Source organism: Bremerella sp. JC817 (assembly GCF_040718835.1).
In the GTDB taxonomy this organism is placed as follows: Bacteria; Planctomycetota; Planctomycetia; order Pirellulales; family Pirellulaceae; genus Bremerella.
The window spans coordinates 534,829-557,052 of the sequence record NZ_JBFEFG010000268.1 but is presented as its reverse complement, the minus strand read 5'-3'; the positions used below and the strand labels follow the sequence as shown (position 1 = coordinate 557,052).

Here is a 22,224-nt window from a genome sequence, read left to right as displayed (position 1 = left end):
AAAAAGTTCAATCTCGCGAACCGAGCCCGATCGCTCAAGTGCCCTCCCCCTGCTTCCCGCCTGTCATCCCCGCAAACGGAGCGATTATTCTCGGAAGATTCCCACAACCATCCCTGGCGCCCGGAGAAAACGCCGTCTGAGGGGCCGAATTCGATCGCGTCGTTTGCAAATGCATTGCAAGTACGATAGAATCGAAGGTCCCTATCTTTCCCCAGTTCCGATTGGTACGAAGCATGCCCAGTAAACGCAAATCTGGATTCTCGATGGATGCCGCCAAGGCTCTGCTGCGGTCGGTTAGCCTGCGCTGCACGGCAGCTCGAATCGCCGTAGTGCAAACGCTGGCCAATCATCAGACTCCCCTGAGTCCGACCGAAGTGGCCGACGAACTGGCCGAGTTCGGTTTCGACAAGTCGACCATTTACCGGTCGCTGACTGAACTGGGAGAAGCAGGCATCGTGGCACGGCTTGATCTGGGAGATGCCGTGCGCCGCTTTGAACTGTTGCCGCAAGGTGCCGAAGGGAAGTCAGAGCATCCACACTTCATGTGCATCGATTGCGGTAAGGTGATCTGCCTATCTGGTTTTCAGATCGACCTGGTGCCGAAGGACAAGTCGCAGAAGCCCCCTGGCCAATTGGATGAAGTCCTGGTCAAGGGGCACTGCAACGCTTGCCTGAAAGCCTAGTCACCCATTTCGTGGGTGCTGGCTTGCTGAAGGTGCTTGACGAATTCGGTCCGGATCGATTCCGAAACGCCTTTCGCGTCTTCGACCGCTTTAACGACCTTCGACGTCACGTCTTCGCCATGGCCGAGCGATTCCATGTGCTGAATCTTGGCGACGCAGTCGGCGGCAATCGAATCGACCGCCATTGGATCGGGGCGATCGCCATCCCCGCCACGCCCAGGGTCCGCTTCAACGACCGGCCCACGCGGCTTCGCTGGCGTTAAACGAGCATGTTTGAGCCGGCCGATCATCTCGTTGGCTAACATCTCTGGCGTATAGCGAAACTCGTTCATGCGGTCCTGGATGGCCGAGCTTTGATACTCGCAGCCAACAACCAGGGGCATGCCAACCAACAACAGCAACAGCAGACGACTGGTGGTTGAAACAAACATGTATGCAATTCCTGCAAGGTTGAAAGAGAAAACCGGCAGGGAAGCAATCGCCCCCCTGCCCTGACGATTAGAACTCGCCGCTGACATCGCCACTGCTGGAAGAGCCCAACGCCCACCAGGTTTCGATGTTGATCGTATCAGGGATGAATCGCACCGAACCGTCGGCGAGCGATACCTGCACTCCGCCAGGATGGTTCGACGAAGGGGTGATCGCTCCATCCGCTTCGCTGCACTGGAACCAGGCCGTGTTGTACGAAGGAATCGAGATCGTATTGGGTGGGAACACATGGTTGTACAGATGCTTTTCCCACGAACTGCTATAGATCCAAGTCAGCCCTTTGTACTGGCTCCAGCTTTGCCAGTTGCTCGCGTTTGCCAGGCCGTTGGTGACAACGTCAGCAATGTTCGAGCCAGGCGACTGAATGATGCCCGAGCCGGTGTAATAAAGATTGCGGCGTTTATCTTGATGGTTGCCGCTGCCATCGTTCACCAGCGATTCGCTGAACGCCGCCGTGTTCGACAGACCATCGGTCAGGTCTTTGAACGAAACGATGTGATTCGATCCGGCCAACCAGGTTCCCTGGCAATTGCCAGCACCGGGAGTTCCATCGGTCATCCGCGAATGCGAAATGTAACCCCGCGACGTGCTGCTGGTGCCAGCGCGAGGCAAGCTGAGCTGACGTGGCGGACCCGCATTGGCGACGTAGCTGAAGTTTCCGAGTTGCCCCTGAACCTCAGACACTGCGTTGACGACACTTTCGCTAGGACAAAGAAACGTATCGACGCGGATGCGGGCGATTTGACCGAGAGGCGTGCTACCATCGACGACTCCATCCCACGAAAAGCCAGCCCCGCTCGTTTCCGAAGGAATGCGATCTTGCGCGGCCGACTGTTCGACGCTCGGCAGAATACCGTAGTACCAAGACAAGTTTCCACTGTTTCCCTTCGAGCCCGAGAAGTCGTGCGCGGCGCGATGCATATGGAGCGGCGTGGTCTGGTGCACATCGTGATAGATATGGCTGGCCAGCGTGATCTGTTTCAGGTTGTTCGTGCACTGCATGCGGCGGGCCGCTTCGCGCGCTTGCTGCACGGCCGGCAGCAGCAGCGCGATCAGCACTCCGATAATGGCGATCACCACCAACAACTCCACCAGCGTGAATCCGCGACGTGTCGGACGGGTCATCTGAAGTTCTCCCAAAAGCCTTGAAGAAAGAAGATCGAACGAATGAATTCGTTAGCGCGCAAGTGACTACAGCAGTAAATAACTTGTGCGGAAGTGTTAAAAAACGCTCTGTTCCATGAAACGTCCATCTCTGGACATAACGAGGCACATTGTGCGCGGCCGGGGTTGCCTTCACCACGGATGATTGCGCAAGATCGTTGATGAATCGCGCATCTTTTCCAAAACGTTCAGAATCTTCCTTGAATTGTTAACTTCCTGTTAAAAGACGATTCATCCGGTCGATAAACTTCAAGATCTCAGTCATGCTTACGGATTCTGTGACCCAGGAGTGCTTAAATAGATGACGAATTGCGCAACCCACAATCTGTTGGAAACAGACCCGATAAGTGTGGGGCGAACCATGAAAAACGTGATTGTCTTGATCGAGACTTCGACCGGCTGGGGCTCTGGTATGGTGCGCGGGATCGGCACGTATCTCGATGAATGCGGCGAGCCCTGGAATGTCTTTCTCGAGCCACGCGGAAAGTTCGAGCCACTGCGGATTCCAAAAGGTTGGCAAGGAGATGGAGTGATCGCTCGTGTCAACAACGAGGAGCTCGCCCAGGACATCCTCGCTGCTGGCATCCCCTGCGTGAACGTTTCGTGGTACGACTTCGGCCCTGGTGTGATCGCGCGATGTACCCTCGATGAAGAAGAGAGCGGTCGACTGGCAGCGAGGTATTACCTGGAGAAGAAGTACACCCACTTTGCCTACTGCGGTTCGCACTGGCGACCGACTTTCTACGACGACCTCTTCGGCAGAGCCTATGCCCAGTATTTGCAGTCGGCGGGCTTCGAATGCCATATCCATGCAGCGAGTGGCATGAGTCCAGAGCAACCCTGGATCGAACAGATTCGTCTGTTGGGGGATTGGCTGCTCACCCTACCGAAGCCCTGTGCGATCTTGGCGATCGATACACAGACGTCGCGGCAGTTGATTGAAGCTGCCAAGTACGTCGGGCTGGGCGTACCCGATGCCGTGGCCGTGCTGGCGGGGGAGTACGATGAACTCGCTAGTGGGATTACCCGTCCGAAGCTTTCGATGCTGGACAACGCCGCCCAGAGTGTGGGGTATCAAGCAGCTCACCTGCTCGATCGAATTCTACACGGCGAAGCGGACGGCAGCGAAGTGGTGACGATCTCTCCGACGCGGGTCATTTCCGAACAATCGACCGATTGGACCGTGTTGCCGGACGAACGACTGGTGGCGGCCCTGCGATTTCTGCGAGACAACTTTCACCGACCGATCCAGGTGACCGACCTGGCCGAGCACGCCGGCACCTCGCGAAGGCTGCTCGAGCAACTGTTCGATCGGTATCTCGACGTTTCGCCGAGCAAGCAGATCATGATGGTGCGGCTCGACATGGCGAAGCAGCTACTCGATCGATCGGTGTTGCCGATCGCCGACATCGCGGCCCGCTGCGGATTCGATTCGCCGGAAGTGATGTGCCGGGCCTTTCGTCGCGAGATCGCGATGGCGCCATCCGAATATCGCCGCAGCAGGCGATCTCAATGAGTTGGACGCATGGCAACCGTGGCCTCCACGATCGCTTGGAGCGAGCCGGAACAGTCCGCACCATCGCGTTCGCGGCGGTGACTTCGTTCACGGTCTACTTCTGCATGTATGGTTTCCGCAAACCGCTGGCGGTGGCCACCTATGCCGGTCACGACTTCGCCGGAACGGGCGTCCAGCTAAAGACCGCGTTGGTTCTTAGCCAGTTGGTCGGTTACGTCGCCTCGAAGTACATCGGCATCAAGTTCTGCTCGCAGTTAAAGCGCGAACAACTCTTTGTGGCGACGGTCGCGCTGATTGGCCTGGCCGAGTTGTCGCTATTGGGTTTTGCCTTGCTGCCGACCGACTGGAAAGTGGTGGCGATCTTTTTCAATGGCTTGCCCCTGGGGATGGTCTGGGGGCTGGCGATGCGCTACCTGGAAGGTCGCCGAGCCACGGAACTGTTGGTCGCGACGCTTAGCTGCTCGTATATCTTCGCCACCGGCGTGGTAAAAGACGCCGGCAAGTGGCTGCTGCAAACCTGGGAGATCGATCCGTTTTGGATGCCGTTCTGGGTGGGGCTTATCTTTCTGCCGCCGTTGGTGATCTCGGCCTGGCTGTTGGATGCGCTTCCGCGACCGGACGAGAAAGACCGGATCGAACGATCGGAACGCACCGCCATGACCGCCGGCGACCAGTGGACCTTTCTCGCCCACTTCTCGATCGGGTTGATCCTGCTCAGTTTTATCTACGTGATGCTGACCGCGTTTCGCGACTTCCGAGATAACTACGCGATCGAGATCTTGAAAGAGCTGAACCTGGCGGAAGTGCCAGGCATCTTCACGCAGATTGAAGTGGTCAGTGCGATCGTGATCACGGTGACCCTCGGCGGGCTCAGCCTCTTCCGGCACAATCGCCATGCACTGGTCGCAACGTTTGGAATCATGATTTGCGGTACGCTGCTGATCGGAACCAGCACCATGCTGTGGCATGCGCGGGTCATCAATGGTTTGAGCTGGATGATCCTCGTGGGGCTCGGGGCATACCTGGCCTACGTGCCGTATACCGTGCTGTTCGATCGGATCTTCGCCGCCACGCGGGCCACCGGTACTTCGGTCTTCGCGATCTACCTGATCGATTCGCTCGGCTACACCGGTTCTTTTGGGGTGCAGCTTTACAAAGATCTTTGGAAAGGTGACATCTCGCGGCTGGTGTTCTTTTCTGGCTTCGCGCTGACGTTGTCGGTCGTGGGGCTGGTGTCGCTGCTATTCAGTGGCTGGTACTTTATCCGAGAAGAACGCCTCGCGCGGCTGCGGTTACAGCGAGAAGCAGATGCTTCACTCGGCGTCGATTTCGCCGACGATGCTTCACTGGCTGATGACGTCATCGCAATAAACGGATTGGGAAATCACTCGCCAGCGGATACAACTTAAGTTCAGGCTTCGAGTTTCTGAACGTCCGCAGGGAGAGAAATGGATTACTACAAGCAGTTCCTGGTCAAGCCAGGCAGCAAAGTCGATCTCAGTAAGTTCGATGCGACGGCGAAAGATCTTTGCGACGACCGCAAGAAGGCGGAGAAGCAAACCGACGACCTGCGCGAAGAGATTCAAGAGCTGCAATATCAACTCTACGCCGAGCGAAAACGTTCGTTACTGGTCTGTTTGCAGGGACGCGATGCCGCCGGCAAGGATGGCACGATTCGTCACGTCTTCCAGGCGATGAACCCTCAAGGTTGCACGGTGACAAGCTTCAAAGTCCCCTCGACCGTCGAGGCCGAGCACGACTTTCTGTGGCGTGTGCATAAGGTGACGCCGCGAAAAGGGCATGTCGCGGTCTTCAATCGTTCGCACTACGAAGAAGTCCTGGTCCAACGTGTCCACAATATGGTGCCAGAAGATGTCTGGTCGAAACGATACGATCAGATCAACAACTTCGAACAGTTGCTGGTCGCCAATCAGACACACATTCTGAAGTTCTATCTGCACATCGATCCGGAAGAACAGCTCGACCGTTTCAAGAAGCGGCTCGAGAGTCCCGCGAAGAACTGGAAGATCAGCCACGCCGACTATTCCGAGCGGCCTTATTGGGACGAGTATACCAAAGCGTTCGAGGATGCCCTCAGCAAGTGCAGCACCGAGAACGCTCCGTGGTTCATCATTCCAGGCAACCGGAAGTGGTTCCGCGATTTCGTCGTGGCCAGCATCCTGGTGCAAGCGCTGAAGTCGTTCGACATGAAGTTCCCAGAGCCAACCGTCGACATGGACGAGATCCGCAAGCTGTACCATGCCGAGGTGAAGAAAGAAAAGAACGGCAAGTAGGCGATGCCAAGCGTCAGCCGCGGGGACGAAGTTTCTACTTGATTTGTCGTGCCACAGAGCCGATGCTGGAGGACTCGCCCCTTACTCTTGCTCGCGGAAAGCACCCACCATGACGCGTTCGATCGTCGCAGCACTCCTGCTTACGCTGATTACCTTCTCGACAGCCCTGATTCCCGCCGGCCGCGCCGCGGAACCAGATCCGCTGGAGCCATCGAACCTGGTGGCGTGGTGTATCGTGCCGTTCGACGCTTCGAAGCGTTCGCCGGAAGCACGCGCCAAGATGCTGAAAGAACTTGGCGTCACACGCTGTGCTTATGACTGGCGAGCCGAGCATGTGCCGACCTTCGAGGCCGAATTGCAAGCGTACAAAAAGGAAGGCATCGATATGTTCGCCTTCTGGGGAACGCATGACGAGGCGTTCCGTTTGTTCGAGAAGTATGGCGTACGCCCGCAGATCTGGCAGATGATTCCGCAGCCGAAGGCGGAGTCGCAAGAGGCCAAGGTCGAGGAAGCCGCGAACTGGCTCAAGCCGCTCGCCGAGCGAACCGCGAAGGAAGGTTTATCGCTGGGGATCTACAACCATGGCGGCTGGACCGGCGAGCCTGCGAACATGGTCGCCGTTTGCCAGAAGCTTCGCGAGATGGGATATCCGCAAGTCGGGATTGTCTACAACTTCCATCACGGGCACGAGCACATCGCCGATTGGCCCGAAGCGTTTCGGCAGATGCAGCCTTACTTGCTTTGCTTGAACCTGAACGGGATGAACGCTCAGGCTCAACCCAAGATTCTGGGCATTGGCAAAGGGAAGCATGAGAAGCAGATGATTCAAACCGTGCTCGATGCCGGCTATCAAGCACCGATTGGGATCCTTGATCACCGGAACGAACTCGATGCGAAAGAATCGCTGCAAGAGAATCTCGATGGCCTGCAGCAACTGCGTGCTGACCTGGCCACTGAGTCTGCGAAGAAGTAACTACTTCCAGCGGTCGACTATTTGCCCGGCGACCAGTCACCCAGGTCTGGGTCTTTTTCCAAGGGGAAATCGACCCGCTGGCCGGTGGCGGCTGCCTGGTAGATCGCCAGAATCACTTCGACCGAACGGCGACCTTCCGGTCCGTTGATCGCCGGTTCGCGATCTTCTTTCACGGCGGCTAGCAAATCTTCAAACTGGGCCCGGTGACCATGATGACCGATCGCCTTCGGGTCGGCGGCACCACCACCCGTTTCGGTCTTGCCGGCGAGACGGGCCTTGATCGCTTCGTCTTCCGCGGTTGGTTCGGCGAAGTCCCAGGTCTTGATATCTTCTTCTTCCATCACGGCCGTGCCCTGGGTGCCGTGAATCTCGATGCGCTTCAGGTAGCCTGGGAAAACAGCCGTGCTGGCTTCGATCGTGCCGAGGGCACCATTCTTGAACTTCAGCGAAGCAACGGCAACGTCTTCGACTTCGATGCGTTCGTGACCGATCAGGCTGCAGTTGGCGGTGATCGATTCGACATCGCCCATCAACCAGCACAGCAAATCGACGCTATGGATGGCCTGATTCATCAGGGCGCCACCACCGTCGAGCTGCCAGGTACCACGCCAGGCACCGCTGTCGTAATAGGCCTGGGTACGGAACCACTTCACGTAGGCATCCCCGAGCGAGAGCGTGCCGAAGCGGCCTTCTTCGATCGCCTTCTTCATTTCGGTCGCGGGACCATGGAAGCGGCTGGGGAAGATGGTGGCCAGCTTGACGTTGTTTTCCTGGCAGGCCTGGATGATGGCATCGCAGCGAGCGAGCGTGACGTCGAGTGGCTTCTCGATGATGACATGCTTGCCAGCTTTGGCGGCGGCAACAGCGGGTTCCATGTGGGCACCGCTGGCGGTACCGATGGTCACGACATGGATGTCGGGATTGGCCAGCATGGCGTCCAGATCTTCGTACGCGGTGATGCCATGCTTCTCGGCGAAGGCCTGAGCCTTTTCAGCGGTACGATTGAAGCAGCCCACGAGTTTGGCGTCGGGAATGTCTGCGATTGCCTTCGCATGGAATTCCGCGATCATGCCGGTGCCGATAATGCCAAAACCGAACGCCATTCGTCTCTACTCCGCTACTTGGATGGATGGGGGAACGACCAGGGAACGGAACCAATGACAGACGTCCTGATACCCTTTGTCAGGCAGGCATTATAGAGGGATTGCTCGGGCAGTTAAACCGGCGGCTCGGTCAGCCCATCGCCAAAGATCAGTTGCAGCAAAAGCAGCAACATCGATTGCCCGTTGAGCAGCATATGCACCACCAGGCTTGGGGTCAGCGTGCGTGTTTTCTGATAGACGTAGCCCAGACCCAACGCCAGCACGAACAGCGGAATCGGCGCGGCCCCTTGCCCCAAGTGCAGCCCGGCAAACAGCAACGAGCTGACCAGGATCGGCACGGCCATCAACTGCGGACGGGCCTCGTTTCCGTTCACGGGAACCTCCGCGGCGACGGTCTCAGGCAGCGGGGATTGATATGGGTTGGCGCTCTCTTCCACGTCGGAAGCTGGCAGCGATTTGACGAGAGGCTCGCTGGCCACCTCGAAGGTCTCGGAACGATTGAGGTCTAGCCCCACGATCCGTCCCAGCAAGATCTCGACTCCGTTATGCAGTCGACCGGAGAGGACATCTTCCAGCCAGCCTTGCAGCACCAGCCGAAAAGCGAACTCTTCGGTCAGCGGGGCGATGATCACCGCCGAGAATACCACCGGGATGATGATGTTCGACGTCGGGTTGGTCAGCATCATATCGATCAACTGGTGCTCGTACGGGACGAGCAGCGCCAGGATCATCTGTAAAACGAGCACCGGAACGCACAACGCACCGAACGCGGCGATACCGATCTTCACGTCGTTCAAAAAGGTGCTTGGCGAGTCGCCGAAGATCTGATTCCTGCCACCTCGCAGGAAGATCAGCCCCAGGATGATCAAGCAGACCAGCGACTGGGCGAACATCTGCGCCCACATCATTCCGCTTTGCTGCTCGATGGTGAGTTCCGAGGAGGAAGATCGTGGTCCAACGGCAATTGCCGAGAAAACAATGATCAAGAAGATTACGCCGATCGCTCCACCCAGCACATCGACCAGGCCCCAATTGGCTGGCGGAGCGGGACGGGCCTCGAGGACCGGCGTCCCTTCGCGGAATCGCTTGAAGATGAAGATCCACAAACCGACGCACGCGGCAATCAAGGTCGCGGCGTACAGTAGTATGGCGAGTCCAACAAGCGATTGCATGGCAGTGGCGAGCTTATTTCGAGGTGAGCTGTCCGGAACGGATCATCCGCATGGCATCGACGACATAGATCCAACCAGATGCCAAGGTAAGTCCCACCATGCCCCACAAGTTCAGATTGAACAAGTAGGCGACAAACGCATCGCTGCCGATCGCGTTGACCAGTGTCGGCGAGTGGAAGTTCGACAGGCCATACCAGGTGGTGACCGCGGTGCCGTCGCTAAGTTCGAGGGCCAACATCGAAAGAATTGCGGCGGCGCACTGCAAAACCATCTTCCATTTGCCAGGCCAATTGGCCGAGAAGTCGCCGCCATGTTGTTCGACAAAGCTGCGAATCACGGTGACCAGCATCTCGCGGCCCATCACCACCACGGCCACCCAGGCCGCGATCCCGGATCCCGGCAGAGCGACCAGAAAGACAAACGTGCCGCAGATGATGATCTTGTCGACGAATGGATCGAAGATGCGGCCGAACTGAGTCACCTGGTTGTATTTGCGTGCCCAGTAACCATCGATCCAGTCGGTCGAGACCGCAATGATAAAGATCGCCAGGGCGCCCCATACCAGGTGCAGTGGCAATAGCACGAATCCCACGATGGAAAGCACAAAACGGATCGCTGTCAGCGTATTGGGAACGTTGACAATCACGTTGGATGGGATCGGCTTGTCAGACATGAAGACTCCGCTAGGATGTGCAGCCGCAGGTAGTTCTCGCTATTTGGCGGCGTCTTTCGCCACGCCGACCAGATCGTAATCTTTGTACATCACAATCTCGGTCGGAACGATATCCCCTGGCTTCAATCCTTTGCCGGTGACGTAGGTCACGCAGTCGACGTCAGGAGCGTCGGCCTTGGTGCGGCCGATCCAGGCAGTCTTTTCGCCGGGGACCGGCTGGTCGATGATGACATCCAGCGTCTGACCAACCTTCGCTTCGTTATGGTCGAAGACCACTTCCTGCTGGATGGCCATCAGGTGTTCGCGACGCTGTTCCATCAGCTCTTCTGGAATGTGATCGCTCAGCTTGACCGCTGGGGTATCTTCTTCCTTCGAGTAGGTAAACACACCGACGCGCTCGAAACGCTGGGCTTCGATGAAATCGGCCAGTTCCAGGAACTGTTCGTCGGTTTCGCCTGGGAAGCCAGTGATGAATGTCGTACGGATGTTCAAGTCCGGAATAATGTCGCGCATCTGGCCGACCATGTCTTCGGTCTGGCTCTTGGTCACACGACGAGCCATGCGGCGAAGCATGGTGTCGTTGATGTGCTGCAATGGGATGTCGACGTAAGGGACGATCTTTTCGCTATCGGCGATGGTCTGCAGCAGTGGCTTGGTGATGTACATCGGATAGAAGTACATCAGGCGAATCCAGTCGATGCCGTCGACCTGATTCAATTGCGTCAGCAGCTCGGCCAGGCGGGTCTCGCCATACAGGTCCATGCCGTAATAGGTGGTATCCTGGGCGACGATGATCAGTTCGCGAACGCCGTCGGCCGAAAGTTCGTGCGCCTCGGCGATCACTTCTTCCATTGGCTTGGTGGCGTGCTTGCCGCGCATCTTCGGGATCGCACAGAAGGTGCACAGGCGATCGCAACCTTCCGAGATCTTTAGGTACGAGAAGTGTCGCGGCGTGATACGCAGACGTTCACGGTCGTTCAACGCTCGGACCGGAGCTGGCTTGAAGACGGTGCGTTGTTCTTCCAGCTTGCCCAGCAGGCGATCGGCGACCTTGGTGATCTCTTCCCGCCCGAACACGCCGACCACCTGGTCGATCTCAGGGCAGGTTTCCAGCAAGGCTTCTTTCTGACGCTCGGCCAGACAGCCGGAGACGATCACCCCTTTGATCTTGCCCTGACGCTTCAGCTCGAGCATCTCGTGGATCGCGGCGAACGACTCGTCACGAGCACGCTCGATGAAACCGCACGTGTTGATCACCACGAAGTCCGAGCCTTCGGTCTCCTGGGTCAATTGATAGCCATCTTTGTCCAACAGCCCCAACATCCGTTCGCTGTCGACCAGGTTCTTGGGACAGCCGAGACTGATGAACGAATACTTTCCACGGGCTTCGCCGCTGCCACTAGTTTCGGCGACGGAAGGAGCAGGCGTATTCGGATCGATAATGGGAAGACTGGTCATGAAGCTAAGAATCGGGGTTAACGGAAAGCGGATCCCCATAAGAAGGGCCAAAGCCGCTGGTCGAACTCCTCATCCTACCGGCTGCCCTGGGGATTGACGAGGGGCAAAATGCCGCAATCTGGGCGGGTTTCAAGTAGGTTTGCCAGGTCGGCCAGGCGGAAAGGTTGCCCTAAAACGGCTGAAACGCCTGTCGAACGTAGCTTCTGGTAGTCTTCCCAGGTCGGCGTGGCCAGGCAGACCAATGCCAACTGCTCGGCATGGGCGGCCAAACGGGCCTGCAGATCGTCGAACTCGGCCCCGTCGGTTCCGGGGATCAAACCAATCAGGATATCGCACGGGCTCTGCGGTTCGGACTGCAGCCAAACCGAGGCATAACCTAGCGACTGGCAAGCGGAACGCAGATAGTCGAAGTCGTCCCAGGTATTCGCCCAGATACCGACCTGGCGGCTGTGCTGCGTGCCAAATCGGTCTTCCAGCGAGCCAAACAGTTGCTCTTGAGGCGTTGCCGTGGCCGGAACCTGCGGGCCGACTTCCAGCAGCGAAGGCAAACGGTAAGACCACTCGAACCACGCAACCCGAACCAGGCCATCCGGGACCGGGCCGGTCCGTCCTTCGCCATGGCACCACGGGCCATACAGCAGCACGACGGTCGCCAACGGGTAACGATGCCGTAGCAAATCGATCTCGCGCGGGGTGAATTGCCCGGGACGCTCGCTGCAAAGGATCAGCAGATCGAACGGTTCGTCTCCGCCGATTTGCTCGTCGCTTACCAGTTGAACGCCAGGAACCCAGCGCAGCCAGGCGACCATCTCTTTGAAAGGACGAGCATCCAGGTTGCCCAGGGCCAGAACGGTACGCGTTGGCATATCCACTTACAGTTGGTCCTCGCGTTCTTCGATCAGCTCGAGCACGTCTTCGGCATGGTTAGCGGCCCGGATCCCTTGGATGAGAGTGCTGTCGTTGATGATCCGGCTCAAACGAGCCAGCGTTCGCAGGTGCGATGGGTCGTCGACCGAAGCGATCAGAAAGAAGACGTCGGTCAGCACGCCACGGCTGCCACCAAACGGAATGCCCTGGTAGGTTCGCCCCATCGCCAGAAAGCTTTCTGACAGAATCATCGGCAAAGGACGTCGCGGGTGAAGCAGCGCCACGCCGTTGTCGAGCGCGGTCGAGTGCATGCTTTCACGCTGCAGGATGGCGTCCATCATCTTGGGCGCGTCCCACAAGTAGCCCGCTTCCATCGAGACCTCGCAGATTTCCGTGATCACTTTCCGCGGCGAACGCGACGTGATCGGAATCTTGATGGTGCTGGCATGCAGCATGTCGGAGATCCGGACCGGCTCTTCATGCTTGCCATGCCGGTCGAGTACCCCTTCGACCCGTTCCAGTTGTTGGTCGTCGTAAACACCAATGCGATGTTCCAACCAGTGATGGATGTCCGCTTTAGAGAACTTCCACTTGCCAGCAACCTTTCTCCCGGGGATGTCGTCGCGGTTGGCGAGCTTCTCGACCTGAGGTGGGGTGAGGTGGAGGTAAGCGGCCAGTTCGTCTAGATCGAAGTCTTGCGAGGGCATGTGTGTGAAATAAGAAAAAAAGTGCTAGCTGGCATGTGAATCGGAACATTCCCGACGCTTTGCCGAATTGTTGAGGCTTTCCAGACCGAAGAAGTTGCCCCTGTCGGCAAAGATGGGTTGACTCTTTAGCGGAAATGGAAAACATTAGCTCCAGCGTCGAGCGACCACCTTATTTTAGGCATCTCCGCGGTGAGGAAGAACCAGGAGACTTCGCTTGCGTAAAAACTTCGAACGGATTCGGGGTTTTTCTCAGTCTTAGTTCGCGCCCAACCATTGGCAAGGAGGCCAAAGATGTCGCAGACACTCACTTCCCGCGTGGGAGTATCGCTCCGCAATCTGCTGCCAGGAGCCAAATTCTTCGGTGCGAGTGACATTCTAGCCAAAGGTTGCTGTGCTCGACCCGAGCATGTTCTGCCCGGCGAAATATTCATGGCCATTTGCGACGACGATCAAGATGGCCACGACCATGTCGAAGATGCCATCCGTCGCGGTGCCGCGGCGGTTGTCTCCGAGAAGCCACTCCCCGTTAGCGTGCCGGTGTGTGTGGTCTCGGACAGCCGCGAGGCGTATGGCCAACTGTGCCATGCGTTGGCCGATCAACCAAGCGATCGGATCAAGGTGATTGGTGTCACCGGAACCAACGGCAAAACGACGACTTGCCTGCTGATTAAAGCCATTTTGCAGAAGGCTGGCGCCAAGGTTGGCAGCTTGACCAGTCTCGGTTTTGATAACGGCTACGACGAACAATCGTGGAGCCATCCAACGCCGAATCCGGCCATCATGGCGGACCTTCTTTCACGGATGCAATACAACGGCTGCACCCACGCCGTGATTGAAGCTTCGAGCGAAGGTTTGGTCAAACAACACCTCGCCGGCATCCAGTTGGACGTGGCAGCCTTTACCAATATTCGCCAGAATCACATCGAATTGCACGGTTCGGCTCGCAACTACTACCGTGCCAAGAAGAAGCTTCTAAAATACCTCCGCGACACAGGCGTTGCCATTTTCAACGGCGACGACTCGAACTGTACGCGGCTGATGAATCAGTCGGAAGTTCCATCGCTGTCGATTGCCGTCCACGGAGTGGGCGAGATCACCGCGACGGTTGTCGAACGCCACAAGAGCGAACAAACTTTCCTGCTGACCGCCGGCAGCCAGACGATGCCGGTTTGCACCCGCATGATTGGTGACCACCATGTATACAACTGCCTGGTCGCCGCCGCGGTGTGCCTTGTTTATGGAGTGGATATGAAAACGGTCGTTCGCGGCTTGGAATCGGTGGAAACGCTTCCAGGTCGAATGCAGCGAATCGAATGCGGACAATCGTTCGGCGTTTTCGTCGATCAGGCCCACACCCACGATGGGCTGGCGGTTGCCTTGAAGACCCTTCGCCGCGTGACCCACGGCCGCTTGATCTGCGTGCTGGGGGCCCACGAATCGAGTGACAAAATCAATCGTCCGCTGTTGGGCCGAGTGGCTGAACGAGGAAGCGATGTGTCGCTGATCACTCTCAGTGGCAGCTATGGGCAGATGCAGAACGAAGTGGTTCACGACATCGTTGATGGCTTCGCCCGACCTGCTAAGGCCCACGTGGTTGCCAACCGCAAAGAAGCGATCCGCTATGCTTTGAGCCAGGCCGAAATTGGCGACACCGTGCTGATCACTGGGCAAACCACCGAACGACTGGTGAGCGACCGAGTCGAACAAAGCGATCCGCGCGACTGCGATGTTGCCCGCGAACTGCTTTACGAGATGGTTCAGGACGAAGATCACTCGATGCCAGAAGCCAAGGTTATCGCGTTTCCGCGCTAATTGATCTGCCCAACGGAAGCAACTGCTTTGCGGCAAGCGCGGTCATTTGAGGACCGCGCTCTCGACGAATCTGGCATTCTTGCCACGCCGCAACCGATCAAAGTCTGCCTACCTTTCCGTTGGTGGTTATTTGGGCTACGCTTAGGTAATCGATTCTTCACATCCTACACCCAGCCAACGTTGTTCTCTTGATCGTCGTTCGACCGTTTATCAACAGCGATCCTCCGAAACTGGTGGAACTTTGGAATCACCAGCCTGTCAGCCGAGGGCTCGCGCAACCGATGACCATCGCGCTGCTGGAAGCCCAGGTCTTCGCCAAACCTTATTTCCTGCCAGCCAATCTGCTGGTGGCGGAAGTCGATGGCAAGATCGCTGGTATGGCGCACCTGGTGCCGGATGGTCCGTTGGTCGAAGAAGGCAAGCGGCTCGAGACCGCCAACATTCCGATCTTGTTGTCGGCAAACATCCCGGAGTCGGCCGCGGTGGAAGATGCCTTGCTGACGGCGTGTGAAGCCCGCATGGCTGAGTTCACCGGTCGCGCAATGCTGCTGGGTGGGACTGCCGAACCGGGGCCGTTCTATTTTGGGCTGGCGAAAGGAAGCTGCAACCGCGGAACGCTGGTGACCGATACGCGGATGAACGAACTCGCCGCGCGGCATGGGTATGTCGCGTCGACGCGATGGGCGATTTGCCATCGCACCCTGCGTGGCTTTCGCCCTCCGGTCGATCGCAACCAGATCGCGGCACGTCGGGCGCTGAATGTCGTGCGGGAAGATGATCCGCCGTTTCGTTCCTATCACGAAGCATGCATTTACATGCATCATCACCAAACGCGCTTCTCGCTGGTGAAAAAGCTCGGCTGCGAAGTCCTCGCGCAGCTAACCATTGTGCAGATGGAAGCGTTCAGTCATCTGCGCGGGGTCCGCACCAGTGGCATCGTCGATATGAATGCCCTGGAAGGTTGCGACGACGTGCAGGCACAGTTCTTTTTGGCTGAAACCTTGCGGCAAGTTGCCGAAGAGGGGACCTCGGTCATCGAAACCCAGGTTGCCACCGCCAGCGACATGCTGACCTCACTCGCCACGAAGCTCGATTTCGAGACCGTCGACGAAGTTCACTTGCTGGTCAAACGGTTCGACTAACGCGCTGCGGCATGTTTCGCGCAACGCGTGGGCACTCTTTTCTCCGCGAGATTTCAGGCTGCCAGCGGCTGATTCGGCTCAAAGTTTTACGGAATAGTCTCCGTTTTACGGTTTCAGGTGTAGATATCGCGGGGAGTCAGTATGCTTGGGTGGGACAGCATCCCAGTATTTGGTCAGCACGCCCCACTCGTTTCCCCTCGAATCTTGCCGGAGATCTTCTCGCATGGCCCACACCACGACCATCGCGAAGCGCGGGCGGTTGCTTGCGTTGTTCGCTTGTCTTTGTGTTCCTGGATTGTTTGCTGGTTGCGAAGGTGAGTCGTTGATCGACGATCCCTCGACCCCGCCGGCGCCTTCCGCCAGTTCGCCTCCGCCGCTGAATCCTCAGCCGCCAGGCACGGAACCAGCCACGACTCCTTCCACCACGACTCCGCCACCGATGGCGGAACCTGGGACCGCTCAAACACCAGCTGCTCAAACACCAGGGTCGACGCCGGCGCCTAATTCGTTGCCGGTCGATACGCCGCCGCCTCCGATGGGACTGGGGCCATCTCCTGTCACGCCCGCTCCCGCAATGACACCGAGCGGAGCACCCGGGGCTTCAGCTCCACCGGCCGCCACGCCTCCGGCCCCTGCTCTTTCGCCGATGGCGCCCGGCACGACCGATGTGTCGGCGCTGCGAAGCAAGTTGCTCGGCTTCTGGGCTCCTGAGAAAGACCCCAACAGCGGCTTTCAGCCACCAATCTTAGAGATCGGCGAAGAAGAGTTCTCGATCGCGGGTGGCGAGTCGGGACCTTATCAACTGCTCGATGCCACCACGCCAGCGCGAATCATTTTGGATGGCGGACACGAGAAGATGCACGCGCTGGTTGACCTGAACGGCGATACGCTGCGGCTGAGCATGCTCGACCCGCGCGAGCATCAGGGAGATTTTCCGAAGTCGATGAACGACAAGCGCGGTATGCAGCTCACCTTTCGTCGAGGGGAATCGCCTCCACGGTCGATCGCGCATTTCGGCCTAAGCGTCCGCGGCGTCTACTACCAGGCCGGCACACTTCGGCCCGATGGCAAAGCAGTTGCTATGCGATTGGGAAATCAGCTGTTGGTGTGGGATCTGGAGAACCAACGCAAAGTCACTCGACTCTCGTCGCTGAACTGTGGCGAGATCGGGCAGATGTCGTGGTCGCCCGATGGCAAATGGTTAGGTGTGGCTTCGCAGTATGCGCTGCCGAACATTGATGGCGGTTATGTAATGGATGTCGACACCATGAAGCCCTTGGCCACCTTCGAAAAGGAGTGTGCCTACGTCGTCTTCAGTCCCGATGGTCGCTTCTTTGCCACGGGCGGTCGCGAAGTGAACCCGAAACTATGGAGCACCACCAGCGGCAAGCCGGTCATCGAGTTGAAGACGCAAGCGAATCGTTCCGAGGCTGGGGCGATCAGTCCCAACTCGAAATGGCTTGCCACCTATGGCCATGGTTCCGACACGATCGAGTTGTTTGAGACCCAGAGCGGGAAGAAACTGGCGGAGTTGCCACTGAAGAAAGATCAGCAGGTCAGCAGAATTTGCTTCGCACCCGATAACCGCTCGGTGTATGCGTTGACGACCAACGAGGAACCCGGGGTCTGGAAGTTTGCCCTGGATAGCAAACAGCCGATGCCCCAACGGATTCACGAGACCGAGTACGATGATATGGCGTTCTCGGCCGATGGTTCGGTTTTTGTCGCGTCGGCGGAAGAGGTCTTGGAGGTTCGAGAAGATCCCGACGCAAGAGATCCAACCGAAACATTCGCACTGGCGATCGACGGAACAACCATCGATGTTTCACGCGACGGTCGTTTACTGCTGGGAGCATCGAAGGGGCGCTGCGAAGTATTCGATCGGAAGGCCACCTCTGATGAGAAAGCGGTTCGTTGGCCAGGTCGACTCAGCGAGGAGCAAGACGCGATCTTTACTCAGGACAGCAAGTTCTTCGACATGAGCTACACGCTGGTGGGAGAAGACAGAAATATCATGCAGGATGGCAATCCGGTCCTAAGCTGGCGGGTTCGCGTTTTTGATCGATACGATGCCTCGGTCGAGCACGAGTTAGCCCCTTGGGACTCGCAAGAAAACAAGGCCTTGCTCGAAACGCCTCCCAAGTTGTTTCGTCTCGACAAGCCTGAAGACAACAAGGCGTATGCGTTGCACGTGACCGGCCCTGGAACGGTCCGCGATCCGAACGGAATTTCCACCCAGGAAGGCGATCCTCATACGATTCGGTTCGTACTGGTAGGCCCGGAATCAGGCGTTCCGTGGACCGCTCCGCAAGACTTCGTGTTCGATCCGAACGATCCCTGGAAAGGGCTGCCGAAGGAAGGCTTTTATGCCAACCTTACCAGCAGTTACTCGGTGTGGGTGAGAGGCGACACGCCTCCCGACGTACTGAAAGCGATGTTCACCATCAACGGCAAGGAAAAGGTCGACATCAACAAATGGACCGAAATCGTCACGGTGCGATTCGCCTATGGCCCAGAGGAAACGAATGCCTTGCCGCCGTTTTCGCCGAACTAAACTCGCGACGAACAACTTTGAAGAATCGAACGCCCCGCCGTTGAAAGATGGTGGGGCGTTTTTGTTTCCTTGCTGCGCGATGCACGAAGATCAGGCCGCGAAGAACGCCATCAACTTCTTTCCACGGTGATGACAAAATAGCGGAGCACGACGACGCGGATTCGGATTGCTGGGGAGGAAGTGGCCCCCAAATAATGAGGGCATCGCTGGCCTGCGTTCGCGTGGCTGGCGAATCCCATCTCTCCCCTCAACTCTCTTCAAGGCCTTCCCATGACAGCCCCACATCGTTTGCGCCGCGCTTTTACGTTGGTCGAGTTATTAGTGGTGATAGCCATCATCGGCGTGTTGATCGCGCTGCTTCTTCCGGCCGTGCAGCAAGCACGCGAGGCGGCTCGGCGGATGCAATGCACCAACAACCTCAAGCAGTACGGCTTAGGCCTGCACAACTTTCACGATACGTTTGGCCGTCTTCCGGCGGGTGGCTATGGTGTCGACACGCCGCTGAAGCATGACCGGATGAGTGGGTTCGTCCCGATGATGCCGTTCTACGAACAAGGGACGCTGTACGATCTGTTCAACATTGACGAATCGGTCGACCATGCCGACAACGCCAACGCGATCCGAAACCTGGTCGGCATGATGTTCTGTCCATCGCGACGCAGTCCAACCGCCGGGCTCACGTCGAGCTATTACATGCAAACCTGTTCGCGAGGCGACTACGCGTTCTCGGCAGGTGGCGAAGGAAGCCATAGCAATACAACCGATCCGAACTTGTTCAAAGGGATGTTCAGTCAATACGGCAAACTCCAACTATCGCAGATCACCGATGGCCTCTCGAACACGATCGCGATCGGCGAGAAACGGGTCGAACGACGCTCGGACGCCGAGACCGATACGCAGTTGATCAACATGGATGGTCCGGCCTATCGCTGGGGTTTTCATGCGACGCGAAACATCAAGTCACCACTCAGTTCGCCGCTGCTGACGTCGCTCAGCGATAACGACGCGAACTTTGGCAGCTCGCACGCAGGCCGAGGCGTGAACTTTGTGTTTGGTGATGGTTCGGTGCACTACATTCCGCAAACGGTGAACTGGACCGTGCTGCAGAACCTGGCCAATCGTGCCGATGGCAATCCGGTAACGATTCCGTAGCCAGCAACCTTCCCTGGGTGTTCTACTCCTTTCGCTTATTCTTCAAACGTGGTGATTGCCATGCTGTTTTCTATTGGGCGTACGGTACTTTCGGGACGGTACGGTTTGCGAGGCTTGTTGCTGGTGACATCCCTACTCTGTTTGCTGGGATGTGGTCCGCAGAACGAATCGGTCGTGCGCGGCACGGTGACCTATCAAGGAAAGAAGTTGACCGGTGGTTCGGTCTTGTTCAATCCAGTCGATGAAACGCAGCCATCTGCCCATGCTGCGATCGGACCAGATGGCACCTATGAAATCCGGGCGGTCACCGGCGAGAACAAGATCGTTATCAACTGGTATTCCGAGGTCGATCCAAGGCTTGAACCTGGCGATCCAGGCTATGCGATTCCGCGGGCTTTGATCCCAGAGAAATACTCTAGAATCGATTCCACGCCTCTCATTCGAACCGTGGAACCGAAAGAAACGGTGATCGACTTCGACCTCGACTAGTCGTTCGTTAGGAAAGCTGTGGGGTGAGATCTTTGATCGTGAGCCACAGTGTCAGCGAATCACGGCGGATCTGTTTGACTGGCATGATCTGTTCGTTGGCGATCCGCTGAGCGATTGATTCCAGTTCTCCCTTAATACCGTCGGCGATCAAGCAAATCCGCCGACGTTCGCCATCGATTGTCGCCACCAGGTTCAACTGACTTGGAATGTGTTCTTCGTTGCTGGCGACGCCTTTCATGTAGGGCGTCGTGATCACTTGTAGATGATCGATGTCCGACAGCGGAATGGTCAGGCCATGTTGGACCAAACGCACAACCTGAGCGGATCGATCGATCACGATGGCATCGGCCCACTTTTCAGCAGCCTGCTTACTTTGATAAATAAGGATCGTCCCGGCGGCAGAAAGGCCGGAAACAACGATTATCAAGGCAAGCAAGAAGATCTTAAGCCAAGCGTAGTCAGCACCCTCAAAGAAGTAAACATACCCCAAGGCGGCGAATAGACTCCCGATAAACAACCCGATCCAAGGCAGGCAACCTTGCCCCTGGTGCGCGACGGGGACAAAGGTAATCTGCTCGGGCGAAACATCGAGTTCCCATTTGCCTGCAATGCATCCAAACGGATGCGGCAAGACAAAAAGTTCGGGATCGTCGGTGGAAGTGTGGGACATGCGTCGTCGTTAGTAGGATTGATAAGTGATGGCTAGTTTAATGTCATCTTGCCTCGTGCCGGGCCCTTCGTCTAGAGATTTCTAAAACAAGGCTTTCCAATAGGCAAAGCAAGTCTTCGAGACGTTATACTGGCACCCGAACATTTCCGAATCTTCGCCGCCAGGTAGCCAGACCGATGCATCCCCAAGTCGACGAATACTTTGCCAAGTTGAAGCAGTGGCATGACGAATTGCAAGAATTGCGCAGCCTGCTGCTCGATACCGACTTGGTCGAAGAATACAAATGGCGTGCCCCTTGTTACACGCTCGATGGAAAGAACGTCGTGATTCTGGCTTCGTTCAAAGAGGCCTGCCTGATCAGCTTCTTTAAGGGGACGCTGCTGAAAGACCCGAAGGGGCTGCTGCAGAAGCCGGGCGAGAACACCCAGGCCGCTCGCGTCGTGCGGTTCAGCAGCGTGGCCGAAGTACTGAAGCAGAAGAGCAGCATCAAGAAGCTGATTCAGGAAGCGATTGCGGTCGAGAAATCAGGCGAAAAGGTCGCCAAGACAACCGAAGCCGAACCGGTACCCGAGGAGCTGCACGCGGCCTTCCAGCAGCATCCGGCGCTCGAGAAAGCGTTCGAGGCGTTAACCCCAGGTCGCCAGCGAGCGTACCTCATGCATTTCGCTGCGGCGAAGCAGTCGAAGACGCGTACCGCGCGGATCGAGGCCTGCACCGATCGGATTCTGGATGGCAAGGGCCTACACGACTGCACGTGCGGCCTTTCGAAACGGATGCCTGGCTGCGACGGATCGCATAAGACGCTCGTTTAATCGGGGATGCCTGGCCAGCGGCTATTTGGTTGTCAGGTCGATCGTTCCCATCTCGATCGGGCCGCTGCCGTCGACCGCCAGCCGGATCGGTGATTTGTCGGGCTTGGCGTAACGATTCTTCAGCTTGTCAGGCCCGCCATAGCTTCCTTGAATGACCTTGAATTCACCCCAGTAAAAGGTCAACGCATAGCTCCCGGGCGGAACACCGTCGCCGTCCTCGTACGTTGAAAGGTGGAAGCTGCCATCGGGCAACGTCAGCCCCTGGGTCACCGACGGATTACTGGCATCGATGCCATTTTCCGGATGGCATTGAATGACAATCGGACTGCCAGGGGGCGAGCCGTTGACGGTTACCTTGCCGGTAACGGGGTGGGTCTTCTTGGCATGGTACTGGTGTTCGTCGTAGCTGCATCCAGCGACCACGGTGCAAACGATCAGACCGACCCACAGACATCGTGTTGGGGAGTGCATTGCTTCTCTCTTTCCGCCAGAAA

The 22,224-nt window shown here is 57.4% G+C and carries 21 protein-coding genes; 11 read left to right on the top strand and 10 right to left on the bottom strand.

Annotated features, from left to right (window positions below):
• The first annotated feature begins 233 nt into the window (after positions 1 to 233).
• Positions 234 to 683 (top strand): Fur family transcriptional regulator, encoded by a 450-nt coding sequence (locus AB1L30_RS13655; RefSeq protein ID WP_345084568.1) that lies wholly within the window; start codon positions 234 to 236, stop codon positions 681 to 683.
• Here AB1L30_RS13655 and AB1L30_RS13650 read toward each other — a convergent pair.
• Complete coding sequence (locus AB1L30_RS13650; RefSeq protein WP_367013976.1) at positions 680 to 1,114, bottom strand: hypothetical protein; 435 nt, start codon at positions 1,112 to 1,114, stop codon at positions 680 to 682. The genes AB1L30_RS13655 and AB1L30_RS13650 overlap by 4 nt on opposite strands.
• Before the next feature lie 67 nt (positions 1,115 to 1,181).
• The gene (locus AB1L30_RS13645) at positions 1,182 to 2,297 is read right to left on the bottom strand and encodes a DUF1559 domain-containing protein (protein ID WP_367013975.1); all 1,116 of its coding nucleotides are present in this window, start codon (positions 2,295 to 2,297) and stop codon (positions 1,182 to 1,184) included.
• A gap of 400 nt (positions 2,298 to 2,697) precedes the next feature.
• On the opposite strand from AB1L30_RS13645, the gene AB1L30_RS13640 reads away from it, so the two are divergent.
• The 4 genes from AB1L30_RS13640 to AB1L30_RS13625 all read left to right on the top strand — a co-directional run bounded on the left by AB1L30_RS13640 (position 2,698) and on the right by AB1L30_RS13625 (position 7,119).
• On the top strand, positions 2,698 to 3,852 hold the full coding sequence (locus AB1L30_RS13640; RefSeq protein WP_367013974.1) for a DNA-binding transcriptional regulator: 1,155 nt from the start codon (positions 2,698 to 2,700) through the stop codon (positions 3,850 to 3,852).
• On the top strand, positions 3,849 to 5,261 hold the full coding sequence (locus AB1L30_RS13635) for a DUF5690 family protein (protein ID WP_367013973.1): 1,413 nt from the start codon (positions 3,849 to 3,851) through the stop codon (positions 5,259 to 5,261). Before AB1L30_RS13640 ends, AB1L30_RS13635 begins: the two co-directional genes overlap by 4 nt.
• A 39-nt stretch (positions 5,262 to 5,300) precedes the next feature.
• Positions 5,301 to 6,146 carry a polyphosphate kinase 2 family protein gene (locus AB1L30_RS13630; RefSeq protein WP_367013972.1) on the top strand — a complete coding sequence of 282 codons (846 nt, stop codon included), beginning with the start codon at positions 5,301 to 5,303 and terminating at the stop codon, positions 6,144 to 6,146.
• A gap of 109 nt (positions 6,147 to 6,255) precedes the next feature.
• Positions 6,256 to 7,119, top strand: coding sequence for a hypothetical protein (locus AB1L30_RS13625; protein WP_367013971.1), 864 nt, complete (start codon positions 6,256 to 6,258; stop codon positions 7,117 to 7,119).
• Positions 7,120 to 7,136: 17 nt separating this feature from the next.
• Here the strand turns inward: AB1L30_RS13625 and AB1L30_RS13620 are convergent, their stop codons facing one another.
• The 6 genes from AB1L30_RS13620 to AB1L30_RS13595 form a co-directional block, all read right to left on the bottom strand.
• Entirely contained in the window at positions 7,137 to 8,222 is a 1,086-nt protein-coding gene (locus AB1L30_RS13620; protein ID WP_367013970.1) for a Gfo/Idh/MocA family oxidoreductase, read from the bottom strand.
• 113 nt (positions 8,223 to 8,335) lie between these two features.
• A complete protein-coding gene (locus AB1L30_RS13615) occupies positions 8,336 to 9,394 on the bottom strand; it encodes a CPBP family intramembrane glutamic endopeptidase (RefSeq protein WP_367013969.1) in 1,059 nt (352 codons plus the stop codon).
• 13 nt (positions 9,395 to 9,407) lie between these two features.
• Positions 9,408 to 10,067 carry a CDP-diacylglycerol--glycerol-3-phosphate 3-phosphatidyltransferase gene (gene pgsA, locus AB1L30_RS13610; RefSeq protein WP_367013968.1) on the bottom strand — a complete coding sequence of 220 codons (660 nt, stop codon included), beginning with the start codon at positions 10,065 to 10,067 and terminating at the stop codon, positions 9,408 to 9,410.
• A 39-nt stretch (positions 10,068 to 10,106) separates the two neighbouring features.
• Positions 10,107 to 11,525 (bottom strand): 30S ribosomal protein S12 methylthiotransferase RimO, encoded by a 1,419-nt coding sequence (rimO, locus tag AB1L30_RS13605; RefSeq protein ID WP_367013967.1) that lies wholly within the window; start codon positions 11,523 to 11,525, stop codon positions 10,107 to 10,109.
• A 74-nt stretch (positions 11,526 to 11,599) separates the two neighbouring features.
• On the bottom strand, positions 11,600 to 12,397 hold the full coding sequence (locus AB1L30_RS13600; RefSeq protein ID WP_367013966.1) for a hypothetical protein: 798 nt from the start codon (positions 12,395 to 12,397) through the stop codon (positions 11,600 to 11,602).
• On the bottom strand, positions 12,398 to 13,099 hold the full coding sequence (locus AB1L30_RS13595) for a PTS sugar transporter subunit IIA (protein ID WP_367013965.1): 702 nt from the start codon (positions 13,097 to 13,099) through the stop codon (positions 12,398 to 12,400). It lies immediately after the preceding gene.
• A gap of 291 nt (positions 13,100 to 13,390) precedes the next feature.
• On the opposite strand from AB1L30_RS13595, the gene murE reads away from it, so the two are divergent.
• From murE to AB1L30_RS13570, 5 genes are all read left to right on the top strand, one after another.
• Positions 13,391 to 14,911: a UDP-N-acetylmuramyl-tripeptide synthetase gene (murE, locus tag AB1L30_RS13590; RefSeq protein WP_367013964.1), complete on the top strand. Its 1,521-nt coding sequence runs from the start codon at positions 13,391 to 13,393 to the stop codon at positions 14,909 to 14,911.
• Between the two features lie 188 nt (positions 14,912 to 15,099).
• Positions 15,100 to 16,053 (top strand): hypothetical protein, encoded by a 954-nt coding sequence (locus AB1L30_RS13585; protein WP_367013963.1) that lies wholly within the window; start codon positions 15,100 to 15,102, stop codon positions 16,051 to 16,053.
• 223 nt (positions 16,054 to 16,276) lie between these two features.
• Positions 16,277 to 18,607: a WD40 repeat domain-containing protein gene (locus tag AB1L30_RS13580; RefSeq protein ID WP_367013962.1), complete on the top strand. Its 2,331-nt coding sequence runs from the start codon at positions 16,277 to 16,279 to the stop codon at positions 18,605 to 18,607.
• A 270-nt stretch (positions 18,608 to 18,877) separates the two neighbouring features.
• The gene (locus tag AB1L30_RS13575) at positions 18,878 to 19,759 is read left to right on the top strand and encodes a DUF1559 domain-containing protein (RefSeq protein ID WP_367013961.1); all 882 of its coding nucleotides are present in this window, start codon (positions 18,878 to 18,880) and stop codon (positions 19,757 to 19,759) included.
• 60 nt (positions 19,760 to 19,819) lie between these two features.
• Positions 19,820 to 20,248 (top strand): hypothetical protein, encoded by a 429-nt coding sequence (locus tag AB1L30_RS13570; RefSeq protein ID WP_367013960.1) that lies wholly within the window; start codon positions 19,820 to 19,822, stop codon positions 20,246 to 20,248.
• A 7-nt stretch (positions 20,249 to 20,255) separates the two neighbouring features.
• Here the strand turns inward: AB1L30_RS13570 and AB1L30_RS13565 are convergent, their stop codons facing one another.
• Positions 20,256 to 20,918 (bottom strand): hypothetical protein, encoded by a 663-nt coding sequence (locus AB1L30_RS13565; RefSeq protein WP_367013959.1) that lies wholly within the window; start codon positions 20,916 to 20,918, stop codon positions 20,256 to 20,258.
• 176 nt (positions 20,919 to 21,094) lie between these two features.
• On the opposite strand from AB1L30_RS13565, the gene AB1L30_RS13560 reads away from it, so the two are divergent.
• The gene (locus tag AB1L30_RS13560) at positions 21,095 to 21,730 is read left to right on the top strand and encodes a YdeI/OmpD-associated family protein (protein ID WP_367013958.1); all 636 of its coding nucleotides are present in this window, start codon (positions 21,095 to 21,097) and stop codon (positions 21,728 to 21,730) included.
• Positions 21,731 to 21,751: 21 nt separating this feature from the next.
• Here AB1L30_RS13560 and AB1L30_RS13555 read toward each other — a convergent pair whose 3' ends face one another.
• Complete coding sequence (locus tag AB1L30_RS13555) at positions 21,752 to 22,201, bottom strand: hypothetical protein (RefSeq protein WP_367013957.1); 450 nt, start codon at positions 22,199 to 22,201, stop codon at positions 21,752 to 21,754.
• Positions 22,202 to 22,224: the final 23 nt, after the last annotated feature.